General features: G+C 26.7%; 15 protein-coding genes and 1 pseudogene. 7 read left to right on the top strand and 9 right to left on the bottom strand.

All coding sequences use genetic code 4. The features are described 5' to 3' along the window. Window positions 1–6 precede the first annotated feature (6 nt). From TS70_RS01365 to TS70_RS08330, 9 genes are all read right to left on the bottom strand, one after another. A complete protein-coding gene (locus TS70_RS01365) occupies window positions 7–1,248 on the bottom strand; it encodes a DnaD domain protein (RefSeq protein WP_040092801.1) in 1,242 nt (413 codons plus the stop codon). A 170-nt stretch (window positions 1,249–1,418) separates the two neighbouring features. Beyond that, window positions 1,419–2,111 carry a folate family ECF transporter S component gene (locus TS70_RS01370; RefSeq protein WP_198049187.1) on the bottom strand — a complete coding sequence of 231 codons (693 nt, stop codon included), beginning with the start codon at window positions 2,109–2,111 and terminating at the stop codon, window positions 1,419–1,421. Between the two features lie 3 nt (window positions 2,112–2,114). After that, on the bottom strand, window positions 2,115–3,239 hold the full coding sequence (locus TS70_RS01375) for a bifunctional folylpolyglutamate synthase/dihydrofolate synthase (protein WP_198049188.1): 1,125 nt from the start codon (window positions 3,237–3,239) through the stop codon (window positions 2,115–2,117). A gap of 3 nt (window positions 3,240–3,242) precedes the next feature. Continuing rightward, on the bottom strand, window positions 3,243–6,089 hold the full coding sequence (gene uvrA / locus TS70_RS01380) for an excinuclease ABC subunit UvrA (protein ID WP_198049189.1): 2,847 nt from the start codon (window positions 6,087–6,089) through the stop codon (window positions 3,243–3,245). A gap of 118 nt (window positions 6,090–6,207) precedes the next feature. Further along, window positions 6,208–6,531, bottom strand: coding sequence for a hypothetical protein (locus TS70_RS01385; RefSeq protein ID WP_040092797.1), 324 nt, complete (start codon window positions 6,529–6,531; stop codon window positions 6,208–6,210). A gap of 43 nt (window positions 6,532–6,574) precedes the next feature. Then, complete coding sequence (locus TS70_RS07095; RefSeq protein ID WP_227991361.1) at window positions 6,575–6,763, bottom strand: hypothetical protein; 189 nt, start codon at window positions 6,761–6,763, stop codon at window positions 6,575–6,577. Then, the gene (locus tag TS70_RS01390; protein ID WP_232332279.1) at window positions 6,756–7,223 is read right to left on the bottom strand and encodes a hypothetical protein; all 468 of its coding nucleotides are present in this window, start codon (window positions 7,221–7,223) and stop codon (window positions 6,756–6,758) included. Before TS70_RS01390 ends, TS70_RS07095 begins: the two co-directional genes overlap by 8 nt. A 24-nt stretch (window positions 7,224–7,247) precedes the next feature. Further along, entirely contained in the window at window positions 7,248–7,547 is a 300-nt protein-coding gene (locus TS70_RS01395; protein ID WP_198049190.1) for a GIY-YIG nuclease family protein, read from the bottom strand. 9 nt (window positions 7,548–7,556) lie between these two features. Further along, a complete protein-coding gene (locus TS70_RS08330) occupies window positions 7,557–9,089 on the bottom strand; it encodes an ABC-F family ATP-binding cassette domain-containing protein (protein ID WP_198049191.1) in 1,533 nt (510 codons plus the stop codon). A 458-nt stretch (window positions 9,090–9,547) separates the two neighbouring features. Here TS70_RS08330 and TS70_RS08800 point away from each other — a divergent pair, with 458 nt between their 5' ends. From TS70_RS08800 to TS70_RS01435, 7 genes and pseudogenes are all read left to right on the top strand, one after another. Further along, window positions 9,548–9,667 (top strand): lipoprotein, encoded by a 120-nt coding sequence (locus TS70_RS08800; RefSeq protein WP_157944219.1) that lies wholly within the window; start codon window positions 9,548–9,550, stop codon window positions 9,665–9,667. Continuing rightward, complete coding sequence (locus TS70_RS01410) at window positions 9,661–9,849, top strand: hypothetical protein (protein WP_198049192.1); 189 nt, start codon at window positions 9,661–9,663, stop codon at window positions 9,847–9,849. Before TS70_RS08800 ends, TS70_RS01410 begins: the two co-directional genes overlap by 7 nt. A gap of 150 nt (window positions 9,850–9,999) precedes the next feature. Then, window positions 10,000–10,452 (top strand): M60 family metallopeptidase, encoded by a 453-nt coding sequence (locus tag TS70_RS01415; protein WP_198049193.1) that lies wholly within the window; start codon window positions 10,000–10,002, stop codon window positions 10,450–10,452. Window positions 10,453–10,625: 173 nt separating this feature from the next. After that, window positions 10,626–11,467: pseudogene (locus tag TS70_RS01420) on the top strand (IS5 family transposase). Window positions 11,468–11,720: 253 nt separating this feature from the next. Beyond that, complete coding sequence (locus TS70_RS01425; protein ID WP_198049194.1) at window positions 11,721–12,155, top strand: M60 family metallopeptidase; 435 nt, start codon at window positions 11,721–11,723, stop codon at window positions 12,153–12,155. Window positions 12,156–12,174: 19 nt separating this feature from the next. Beyond that, window positions 12,175–13,010 (top strand): IS5 family transposase gene (locus TS70_RS01430; RefSeq protein ID WP_105628856.1). Its coding sequence is split into 2 segments (ribosomal slippage): window positions 12,175–12,571 and window positions 12,571–13,010, totalling 837 coding nucleotides; the frame shifts between segments, so codons are not numbered across the junction. A 179-nt stretch (window positions 13,011–13,189) separates the two neighbouring features. Further along, on the top strand, window positions 13,190–13,549 hold the full coding sequence (locus TS70_RS01435; protein WP_308699440.1) for a putative mucin/carbohydrate-binding domain-containing protein: 360 nt from the start codon (window positions 13,190–13,192) through the stop codon (window positions 13,547–13,549). Window positions 13,550–13,623: the final 74 nt, after the last annotated feature.

Here is a 13,623-nt window from a genome sequence, read left to right on the forward strand (position 1 = left end):
ATTATTTTATAAGTTTTTTAAATCATCTAATAATTGGTTAAGGTCAACCTTTTCTTCTTCTCGTTTTTGTCGTTTTTGTTCATAAAGTTTATTATATTCTAACGCTGCCATGTTATCTTTCGCCGTTGTTTCTTTAAATTTATAAGTAGTACTTTTAATTGTTTCTTTTGCAATTTTATTTTTTTGTGTCTTCGCATAAGCACTACGTAAATGTTGCATTGCCTTATCAACTGTGTCAATTTGTAATTGATTAAAAGTATTTGCAATTTTTTCACAATATTTTCTTTCAATTCGACGAGAATTTTTAAACCAAACATATTCAATTAAGCAATTAACAACCCCTGGCTTTAACGAATAATTAACAATTAAATCACGAATTAAATCAATTTCCATTGGCGTTGGTTTTGTGTTTTCACGTAATAAAGTTAAATATTCAATTGGATCAATTGATGTCATTTCATTAATTTTTGCTTCTAACATATTTGTTGGCCTTACAACATTTTCTTCATTAACAGTTAAGTTTAACTGCTCTCCAGTTATTTGTTTTTTCAAAATTGTTTTTTGATGAAAATCAGATAATAAATGTTGAAATTTTTCATAATTAAAAATACGTTTTTGCTCAACTAGTTCAATACTCTTATAAATAAAAATAGCAAGATTATTTGTTAAAACATGGTAATAATTTGCTAGTTGAATGATTTTTTCACGATATGGGAGATATAATTTATGATTGGCGTTTTTAGCTACTAAGTACTTATCAATATAAACAAAATCTAAATTAACATTGGTCCTATTTAGTGGCGGTGCTGGTTCATTAGTAACATTAGAATAATCTGCTTCGCTAAATTTAGCTTTAATAATTGCAAAACATTTACCCCCAACAATATTTAATAAGTGCTCACTTAAGATTTTATTTTCAAAAAAAGCAATTGCAGAAATAGGTAATTGCGGTTTTAAAATATGATGCGCACCATTTTCGCGTTTTAACATTTTTAACAATCCAATTGTTTCTAATTTATTTTTTGCTGTCAAAAACTCTTCATATGTCATTTGTAATAATAATAAAAGATGGTCTAATTGATACTTAATATTTAATTCTAAAACAAAATTTTGTGCTGTAAAAGCAAGATATAACATATGTGCTTTATCGCCAATAATTGGACGATATAAACATAAAAGCAGCATACGTTCATCATCTGATAACTGGTTTTCTTGTTTTATTAAATATGTAACCACTTTCCCCAACATTTTTTCACATTCCTCTTCACTTAAATTTCACTAATAATATTACAACTAACAAATAATAAGTAAATATAAATTAACAAAATCATAATATCTGTTTAGTTATCCACAAATATTTTTAATAAAAAGTCTTATTTTTATTAGATTTTTAAAAGTTTTGCACATATAAACAATTTTTAATTATTAGAAGAATTACGTTTTCTAAATTTAAATGGCATTAATGCTAACGCCTTGTTTTGCGCACACCACAAAGTAATGCTGTGCCGTGATGTAATTAATTTATATAAAATAGTAAAATTAGAAATTGTCATTGGTAAATAAATTGCCATTTGAATTGGAAACTTAACGGCTTTTGCAATAAATGTTGCTCCTAACACAACTGAATTTCAACCAATTGAATATAGTCATAAAACATTAAATCCAAATGAAATTAACATAAAGGAAATAATATATAACATAATTGTTTTTATAATTCAGAATTTTTCATTTTTAGAAAGAAAAACAATGCTGCCCATAAAACCATAAAGGACAAGATTAAAGACAAAACCACCATGGTAAGTTCCTTGAATATTAACTAAGGCTCCTAAAGTATCAGTGGCAATTCCACTTAAAACACCAAAGAAAGGCCCAAATAACATTCCAACAACAAAAATTAAAAAGTTACCTAATGCTAACTTAATTCCTCCTGTAATTGGAATTGTGTAACCAATTAAATTTGTTAAAATAACTGATAATGCAATCAATAGACTTGTGATTGTTATTGTTAAAATATTAATTTTTTTTAAATTTTTATAATCTAATCAAGCGCCAATTCCAAGTAACAGGGCAATCCCTAATCAAGCGCCAATATTTGTTAATAAATACAACATACTTTACATCCTTTCTAAATAAAACTGATATACTAACGGAATAAAATATAACGATCCACAAATTAAAATATTTTTTGTTTTATTTTGTAATAATAATTTCTTTCAATTTTTAACTTTATTATGAAAATTAATGTCCGTAATATCTCACGACATTGGGTTTTTAAAAGCAGTAATATATAAATTTGTCCCAAAATGTTCTTTTAACAACGTTAAGTTTTGCAAATAATCTTTCTTTTGCGATGATGCATATAACACTAGCACCTCATTATGATTTAAATTATTTAACGTTTCAAATGTATGAATGCAAGCACGAATTCCTTCTGGATTATGCGCACCATCAATAATAAAGTACGGATTTTTACTCAACTGGGTAAAACGGCCCAAGACCGGATTTACTTTAAAAAGTGCATAGTTAATTTTAAACTTAAAAACTGTCAAAAACTTAATTACTAATCCAACATTAAATTCCTGATAATAATTAATTGCTTGCGGATAAACTTCGCTTGTAATAATTCTATCCGAATTAAGATATTTTGCAATAACAGAAAAATATTTTTGACAACTTGCACTAATAAAAAGTTGGCAATCATTTTTAACAATTCCCACTTTATTTTGAATAATACTTTCTAATTCTGTTCCTAAAACTTCGGTGTGGTCATAATCAAATGAAGTCAATAACACCGCTAGTTGATTATTAAAAACATTAGTTGCATCTAATCGTCCACCAATGCCAGCTTCAATAACAGCAATTTCAACTTGTTGTTCTAAAAAATATTTAATACAAATTAAAACTCAAATTTCAAAAAAAGTTAACTGATAAGTTTCAATTTCGTTTTTAATACTTTTAATAATTCGTTTTAAATCATTATCACTAATAACTTGGTTATTAATTTTAATTCGTTCATTGTGCTTTAAAAATGCTGGTGAAGTAAAAAGACCAACTTTTTTATAATTCAACATTAGTTGGCGTTGCAAATAATTAGAAACAGAACCTTTGCCATTAGTTCCAACAACATTAATAACTTGAATTTTATCTTGTCCATTATGATATTTTTCTACTAATAGTTTTGTTAAATTATACTCTTTCTTAAACAAAGCAGCTTTAAAAAGTTGTTTCTTAACATCCATCAATTATTTTCCCTTATCCAATAATGGTTGTAAATATTGAGCGGTATAACTAATATCATTTTTTGCCACAATTTGTTCGGGTGTTCCTGTTGCAATAACAGTTCCGCCACCAACACCACCTTCTGGCCCTAAGTCAATAATATAATCTGCTACTTTAATTACATCCAAGTTATGTTCAATCGTAACAACCGTATCACCATTATCGACAATTTTATTTAAAACTAACAATAACCTTTTAACATCATCAATATGTAACCCCGTTGTTGGTTCATCTAATAAAAATAATGTTTTTCCTGTTGTTCGTTTTAATAAAAATGTTGATAATTTAACTCGTTGTGCTTCACCACCTGACAACTCAGTTGCTGATTGTCCTAACTTAATATAACCCAAACCAACTTCTTGCATTGTTGCTAACTTTTGGTTAATCTTTGGTTGCTTTGCAAAAAATTCACAAGCTTGATCAACTGTCATTTCTAAAACATCATAAATATTTTTATCTTTGAACTTAACTAATAATGTTTCATCATTATATCTTTTTCCTTCACAAACTTCACAAGGAACATAAACCGTTGGTAAAAAATGCATTGAAATTTTAATAATTCCATCACCTTGACAATTCTCACAACGCCCACCAGGCACATTAAAAGAGAAACGCCCCTTTAAATAACCACGGGCCTTTGCCTGATTTGTATTTGCAAATAAATCACGAATGTCATCAAAGACAGAAGTATACGTCGCTGGATTACTCCGTGGCGTTTTTCCAATTGGATCTTGTGAAATATTAATAACCTTATCAATGTTATCAATCCCAACAATTTTATCATGAGCACCAGGGCGATCAGTTGCCAATCCAAGATTTTTTTTAATTCCTTTTCATAAAATTTCATTCATTAATGTTGACTTTCCGCTACCAGAAACTCCGGTTAAACAAACAAATTTATTTAAAGGAATTGTTACATTAATATTTTTTAAATTATTTTCACGCGCTCCTTTAATCTCTAATGTTAGACCATTACCACCACGACGTTTAGTTGGTACTGTAATTTCTAATTCACCCGTCAAATATTTTCCAGTAATTGAATTTGGGTTTTGTTTAATGTCCTCAATACTTCCAGCAGCAACAACTTCACCACCATTAATTCCTGCCCGTGGACCAATGTCAACAACATAATCACTGGCACGAATTGTATCTTCATCATGTTCAACAACAATTAAAGTATTTCCCAAGTCACGTAAACTTTTTAAGGTTTCAATTAATTTATCATTATCACGTTGATGTAATCCAATTGATGGTTCATCTAACACATATAGTACTCCAGTTAGTTGACTTCCAATTTGTGTTGCTAATCTAATTCGTTGTGCTTCTCCCCCTGATAAAGTTGAGGTATTCCGTGACAATGTTAAATAACTTAAACCAACACGGTTTAAAAAATCAAGACGATTAACTAATTCATTAATAACTAATCGTGCAATCTCTTGTTGTGATTCGGTTAAAACTAAATTTAAAATTTCTTTTAATTCATCTTCAACTGATAAATCGGTAAAATCAGAAATGCTAATATTATTAATTTTTACCGACAATGGAATTTCATTTAATCGTTTCCCCTGGCAAGTTCCACATTTTTTATCTGTCATAAATTGTTTGTAATATTCCCGAGCAGTTTCACTAGCAGTTTCCGTATAGCGCCGTTCAATTAATTGCCCAACTCCTTCAATATAATCATAACCACGCATAATATTACCGCTTGCTGTTTTAAAATTATACTCAATTGGTTCATCACTACCACGAATTAAATATCCTAACTGTTCTTTTGCCAAATCACTAACTGGTTGTTCTAAAACAATGTGATAGTGCTCTGCTAAAACTTTAAATTTTTGTCATTCAATATTTGTTGTGTTAACAATATTTTTTAAATAAACAATTGCTCCTTGCAAAATTGATAGTGAACGATTTGGAATTAATAAATCTTCATCAACTTCTAATTTCACTCCTAACCCTTTACATTCATTACAAGCTCCAGCTGGTGAATTAAAAGAAAATAATCGTGGTTCTAATTCTGGAATCACAAAACCACAAATATTACATGAATAATTTGTTGAAAATAACGTTTCTTTTTGTTGATCAACAAAATCAATTTTCACTAAAGCATTTCCATATTTTAAAGCAACTTCAATTGCATCATAAATCCGACTCAATAAATCTTCCGAATTTTTATACACTAATCGGTCAATAATAATATCAATGTTTTGTCGTTTATTTTTGTCTAACTCAATTTCTTCATCTAATGTTTTAATTTCACCATTAACTTTTACCCGAATAAAACTTTCTTGTTTTAATCGTGCAAATAAATCTTTAAAACTCCCTTTTTTGTCACGCACAACTGGTGATAAAATCATAAACTTTTCACCTTCGTTTAAAAGTTGTTTTAAATTATTAATAATTTCCTTGATTGTTACTGACTTAATAACACCATGGCCATTAATACAATAAGGGGTTCCAACCCGAGCGTATAACAATCGCAAATAATCATAAATCTCCGTTACCGTTCCAACTATACTTCGGGGATTATGACTAGTTGTCTTTTGATCAATTGAAATTGCTGGTGATAATCCATCAATTGCATCAACATCTGGTTTTTCATTTCCACCTAAAAATTGACGAGCATAACTCGACAAACTTTCAATATAACGTCGACGACCTTCCGCATAAATAGTATTAAAAGCTAATGATGATTTTCCACTCCCAGATAAGCCAGTAAAAACAACTAATTTATCTTTTGGAATTTGAACATCAATATTTTTTAAATTATTTTCACGTGCTCCTTTAACAACAATCCAATCTTTTCCCATTTTTTCACCTTCTTAATTATTATTTTGTAAAAGTAACATAGTAAAATGATATTATTTTTTAAAAATAATGCAAATATAGTTTAAAAAAAATCTAACATTTGCTGTCCGATTAATAAAATTAGTTAAGTTCTGTAGCAAATTGACTTACTTTATTTTCAATAAAATAGGCATATTCTTTAACTAATTCTTTTTGTCCTTCTAAGAAGAATAAAATTTTCATAATTTTTTCTTTTAGTTCTGAAACTTCTTCATCACTACTATAATTTTCAATAAAATAAATCTCAACTAATTGCTCTGCAATTTCTTCATCAGCAACTGATTGTTCATAATAGTTATTGTAATTAGCTTCATTTAAAATTTCACCAACAAAATCGCGAAAAAGTTTATCATCATTAATTTTTGTTTTAATTTCTAATAATAATTCTTTTAATTCTGGTTTCATATTTTCCTCCCTTATTTTAACTACTTATATTGTACTATATAAATTAATTATTTTCTTGTTTAAATAATTTGTTATATTGTTGCAAATAATTTTCTCGTTTAGTTATCGTTTCATCCAAATCTTCATTAACCATTGTCTGCTTTGCTAAAAATTGACTTTTTTCATTTTCAAATGGTTTTAATACTCGCATCACAATTTTTTGTAATCGTAATGCTAACTCTTGACTATCCAATAATTGAATTTGTTAGAATCTTTTCGTAGTTAAAACCAGCTAAAGAAGCACTTGCGGACCCGACTAATTTTGCCCCATTTTTCAAAAGCATTCGTTGCAACCGGTTATATTCATCATCAAAATAATTTCGGTTAACATAAAATTCAACCTCATTTTCAAATTCTTGCCGATTCTTTCCAATTTTACGGCGAAAAATATTCCGGTTATTACCTGTTGTATATCCTTTTGCCATTAAATTTGATAAATCAGTTGTTAAATCAATATTTTGTTCAAGTTTTGCTTTTAAAATATAAAACACTCGTAACACATAGCCAATAAAAACCTGATTATTTTGATCACTAAAATCATAGTATTTTAAAATATCTAAGCAAATCATAATGTCATTTTGTAATGATTGTACTTGATATCGTTGATATAGTTGTGTTAACTCATCAACTAAAACTTGAATGTTGTTATCCATCCTACCCCCGTTTTAATATTACTATTATGATTTTACCACATCTGTTTTTATTACAAATGATAAATCAACATTTTGCTTTTGTAAAAAACTAATTCTATCAACCCGTGACAACTGCTTAAAAGCAGCTTCGCGTTGCATTGCGGCAGAACGAGTTTGATATTCTTCACTATAAATTATTTTAACTGGTCTTCGTTTTGATTGCGCCGTATATTTAGCCCCCGTTCCAAAATTATGTTCTTGCTCACGGCGAACTAAATCAACAGTATATCCAGCATACAATGTTTTATCAGCACAAACTAGCACATAAAAATAATGTTTTTTCATAATTAGTTCCTATATCATTTTCTCAAAATCAAGCACTTTATCTGCTCAATTAACATTAAAATTAATATCATGGGTTGTAATTAAAACAGTTCCTTCAAATGCTTGAATCGCTTCTAATAATGCTTCTTTTGCCAAAACATCAATATGATTTGTCGGTTCATCTAAAATTAATAAACTACATGGTTCTAATGATAACGCTGATAAACGAACTTTTGTTTGTTCTCCCCCCGATAACTTTATCATTTGATTTTGCATTAACGTATTTTTAACTCCAAAGTTTGCTAAAATACTACGAATGCGCCCATCTTCAAGCTCAGGGTATAAATTTTTTAAATATTCAATTGGCGTCATATCCATAATTGCTTCAATTTGATGAAAATAAGCAATAACAACGCCATTCCCAAGTTTCAAAGTTCCCCCTAAACTCGGAATATTTCCAGCTAGCGTATTCAAAAAAGTTGTTTTTCCAATTCCATTATATCCACGAACAATACACTTTTCACCATCACGAATATCAAATGTTAGTGGTTGAATTAACGGAAACTGATAACCAATTTCTAATTTTTCAGCACTAACAATGATTGTGCTTGCTGGGCGTTTATATTTAAAACTAAACTTTGGTTTAGTCAACTCATGACGCTTTTCAATAATTTCCATTTTATCAATTTGTTTTTGTCGTGATTGGGCACTTTTTGCTGTTGAAGCACGAGCCTTATTTTTTGCAACATAAGTTTCTAATTTTTTAATTAACCGTTCTTGTCCTTTTTGGGCTTTATCATATTGTTCGTTTTTTAATTCACTTAATGCTAAATACTGTTGATAATTTCCAACATAACGATTAACTGTTAAATTTTCAATTGCATAAATAACCTTTCCGACTTTATTAATAAAATCAATATCATGCGAAACCACTAAAAAAGCTTTGTCATAACTTTGCAAAAACTTTGCCAATCATTCAACTTGTTCTAAGTCTAAAAAGTTAGTTGGTTCATCTAACAATAAAAAATCATTTTCTGATAATAATAATTTTGCTAAGATAACTTTCCCCCGTTGTCCCCCCGATAATTCTGATAACTTTGCATCTAACCTTGTGGGGTCAATTCCTAATTCATCAACTAAACTACGAATTTCTTTATCAATTGTTTCAAACCCATTTTGGTCTAAATGTTCTTGTAATTTTAAAGCTTTTACTAATTTATCTTCATCATAATTAGCACTCATTTTTTCATAAATATCATAAATTCTTTGTTCAATATCAAATAAATGTTGATATGTTAATTTTAAAAACTGATCAACGGTCAAACTACCATCTAACTCTTGGTGCTGATCTAAATAAGCAATTTTAACTTTTGGTTGTAAGTCAATCATTCCTTCATCAGGTGTAATTTTTCCATAAATAATACTTAATAAAGTAGTCTTCCCCGTTCCATTAGTTCCAATTAATGCTAGATGTTCACCCTTATTAATTCGAACTGTTGCGTTTTTATATAAAATCTTTCCACCGTTAGCATGACTTAAATTTTCAATATTAATTAAACTCATTTTAACCTCAATTCCTTATTACAATATATAATTATACCTTATTTTAAAATAGAAATAAAATAAAAGTTTTATATAAAATAACTTCTTAACATTACTATCGAAATTTTTACATTTATTAAAAAACTTAATTTTAACTAATAAAATTTAGAATTAGTTTTTAAAAATATATTCGGTCTTATTTAATAATTAGTTTTATCAAGGTGTTAAGTTCATCATCCCTTTACATTTTTTTAAAAGATTATAAAATGAAAACATAATAATATGTAAAAAAGTGAAATTAATAATGCAACCTCTTGTTCATAATCTTAATAATGCTTGTCTAATGAAAGCATTATTAATTAATGCCTTACATACAAAATGCTTGTCTTTACTTAAAAAGGAGTATAAACCACCAGCAGTCTAAACTTTAAAATAATTATAAAAATTAGAGAACTTAAAATACTAAGAAGGAAAATAACATGAAAAGGTTATTGAGTATTTTGGGGGCCGCCGGATTAACAATTACTAGCACAAACACAATTCTTGCATGCAAGATTTATTCAGACACTAGTATAGTATCAATACAAACCAATTGTTAAAAGAGAACTATCAATTTTTAAATAGTAGAGAAATTGCTGATCGAGAAAATCGTGTTCTTACACACTCAGAATTTAAACCAACAGGATATTATTTACAAGCAAACAATACTTATACAGTAACATTAAACCGTGATTTAACAGACAATGAATTAGGACAGATTAAATTATCAATTGGGCAGTAAGGACAATACAAAAAAATAAATGAAAACAAAAATAGTGTTTTTAGTCATTTTGTAATTCCAACAAAAGCTAATTTTATTACTTTTTATTTAGAAACTGATGGCGTTCTTTATCTTGCCGATAATAATCTAACGGATTTACAAGTAACTAGCGTGACAGTAGAAAATTCTAATGCTGTTATTAAAATGCCAACTTTTAAAATAAATAAATCTAATCAATATGATTTTATTAATGATGTTTTAAACACAAATTCTCCTTTTGTTGAATTTGTTTCTAATCATTTTATTGCTACAATGCAAACAGAAATGATTATTAAGAAAGTTTTTCCCCGCCTAGAACAACATTTTAATGCTATTTTAGCGGGGTGAGATAAAACGTGAAAATATACTAATGAAATTCTTGGTTTAAATGAAGCAAATGAGGGAATCAATAAAAAATATCCACAATATGTTCATATTGCCAACGAAGATGATAGTAGTGGTTATGCTAATGCTAGTGATAATCGAATAATGTTTCAAAATAGTACTTCAGCTGGACAAGATTTATTTTTAGATCAAATTTCTGGTCAATGAGCACTATGACATGAAACTGGTCATACTTATTAAAATTCCCAATATAAAAGAAACGATTTAGGAGAAGTTATTAATAATATTAGTGCCCTATATGTCCAAGAACATTTTAATGTTCCATTGCGAATTTTCAATTACATTAGACTTCTTGCGATACCCNTTTTTATTAAAATATTATTATAAAATATAATTTATGAGGACATAAAAATATGAACAATAATAAATTTAATACTCTTAATGATAGAGAATGGTTAAGATTAACAGGAATAAAAAAATCCACTTTTAATAAAATGTTAGATATTTTAAAAGTTGCTGAAATAGAAAAATTTAAAAAAGGTGGTAAAACTAATAAATTATCATTAGAAAATAGATTATTGATGACTTTATTATATTGACGAGAATATCAGACTTATTTTCATCTTGGTAAAAGTTTTGATATTAGTGAGGCTAATTGTTATCGTAATATTAAGTGAATTGAAGATATTTTAATTAAAAACTCTGATTTTCAACAACTTGCTGGTAAAAAAGCACTAATAAATGATTATTTTAATGATAAAACTATTATTATTGATGCTACCCAAACTCCAATCCAACGCCCAAAAAAAAAAAAAGACAAAAACAATCTTATTCTGGTAAAAAGAAAAAACACACGATCAAAACACAAGTAATTATCGAACAAGAAACCAAAAAAATTATTGCAACAAGTTTTTCGCTCGGAAAAAAACATGATTATGCTTTATTTAAAGAATCAAAAATCCCAATTTTAAAAAATACCAAATTAATAGTTGATAGTGGTTATCAAGGAATACAAAAAAATCACAATAATGTTCTAATACCTACAAAGAAAACAAAGAAAAACCCTTTAAACAAAGAACAAAAGCAATATAATAGACTAGTTTCAAAAATGAGAATTATTATTGAAAATATTTTTGCTATTCTTAAAAAATTTAAAATTATTACAGAAAAATATCGTAATCGAAGAAAAAGATTTGGTTTAAGATTTAATTTAATTGCCTCAATTTATAATTTACAATTATTATATTTAACATAAAATATTTATTTAAAATTAAATAATTTAAATAATAAATTAATTTTTCGTTGTGGAAAAATATTAAATTTTTAAATAAAAAACATAATTAATTAAAATTATATTTTTCTATTAGTATCTTTTTTACAAATATTTGCAATTTTTTAACAAGTAATGCAAGAAGTCTATTAAAGAAATTAAATTATTTTTCCAAACTCCAATTGAAAAACGAGATTTTAATAAAATAAAACAAGAACCTTTGTGAGTTAAACTAGCAATGTTTTGACAATTACAAATGGCATTTGGCAAAAACTTTTATCCACAATTAAATCAAACTTATCGCGCAATGCTTAATACAGAAAAAAACGAACTTAATAGTGATCAAGTTAAAATTCAAAATTTTATTATTCATGCATCAAAAATATCAGGTTATAATTTAGCACCATTCTTTCAAGAATGAGGTTTACAACCAGCTAAAGAAACTAAAAATATTATTAGTAAATATCAACGTTTAACAAAACCAATTTGAAATAACATCATCGAAGAATCAACAAAAGAGCACCCAATTGTTCAAAAAATTGTGCCAATAAAAAAAATAGCATCAACCAAAGAAATTGCTGCAAAAAATGTAACAATAAATTTTGGTGATGAATTTAAAACAATAGACTTCTTGCGATACCCTTTTTTATTAAAATATTATTATAAAATATAATTTATGAGGACATAAAAATATGAACAATAATAAATTTAATACTCTTAATGATAGAGAATGGTTAAGATTAACAGGAATAAAAAAATCCACTTTTAATAAAATGTTAGATATTTTAAAAGTTGCTGAAATAGAAAAATTTAAAAAAGGTGGTAAAACTAATAAATTATCATTAGAAAATAGATTATTGATGACTTTATTATATTGACGAGAATATCAGACTTATTTTCATCTTGGTAAAAGTTTTGATATTAGTGAGGCTAATTGTTATCGTAATATTAAGTGAATTGAAGATATTTTAATTAAAAACTCTGATTTTCAACAACTTGCTGGTAAAAAAGCACTAATAAATGATTATTTTAATGATAAAACTATTATTATTGATGCTACCGAAACTCCAATCCAACGCCCAAAAAAAGACAAAAACAATCTTATTCTGGTAAAAAGAAAAAACACACGATCAAAACACAAGTAATTATCGAACAAGAAACCAAAAAAATTATTGCAACAAGTTTTTCGCTCGGAAAAAAACATGATTATGCTTTATTTAAAGAATCAAAAATCCCAATTTTAAAAAATACCAAATTAATAGTTGATAGTGGTTATCAAGGAATACAAAAAAATCACAATAATGTTCTAATACCTACAAAGAAAACAAAGAAAAACCCTTTAAACAAAGAACAAAAGCAATATAATAGACTAGTTTCAAAAATGAGAATTATTATTGAAAATATTTTTGCTATTCTTAAAAAATTTAAAATTATTACAGAAAAATATCGTAATCGAAGAAAAAGATTTGGTTTAAGATTTAATTTAATTGCCTCAATTTATAATTTACAATTATTATATTTAACATAAAATATTTATTTAAAATTAAATAATTTAAATAATAAATTAATTTTTCGTTGTGGAAAAATATTAAATTTTTAAATAAAAAACATAATTAATTAAAATTATATTTTTCTATTAGTATCTTTTTTACAAATATTTGCAATTTTTTAACAAGTAATGCAAGAAGTCTAATAGTATTCCAAGGAATCAGTGATGGATATAAAGGAATAATTGGTTTACATTCACAAGATAAAGTAATTAAATTTGATGGTAATTCTGAAGAAATTCATTATTATTTTAAACACGAAATGTACTATACTATTAAAATTAAAAATAATCTTGGTGAGTTAATAAAAGATATTGTTATTACTGGTGATCAAAATTTCGCTGAAATTATTAAAAAACATGATTTAACTAATGGCATTAAATATGATGAAAATTATCAAATTGAAATTATTCCTGCCGAAGGAAATCGTGTTCAAATTTTTAACAATGATAAATATCAGCCATTAAATGGCCCCAAAACATATATCATTAAAAATAATAATTTAGTTGAAATAAAATAAAAAAATTAATTTAAAATAGGAAAGATTAATAATAATCTTTCCTATTTTTTAATTAAAACAAATATTAATCATAC

The organism is Spiroplasma sp. hyd1, assembly GCF_016082235.1.
Classification (GTDB): Bacteria; Bacillota_I; Bacilli_A; order Mycoplasmatales; family Mycoplasmataceae; genus Spiroplasma; species Spiroplasma poulsonii.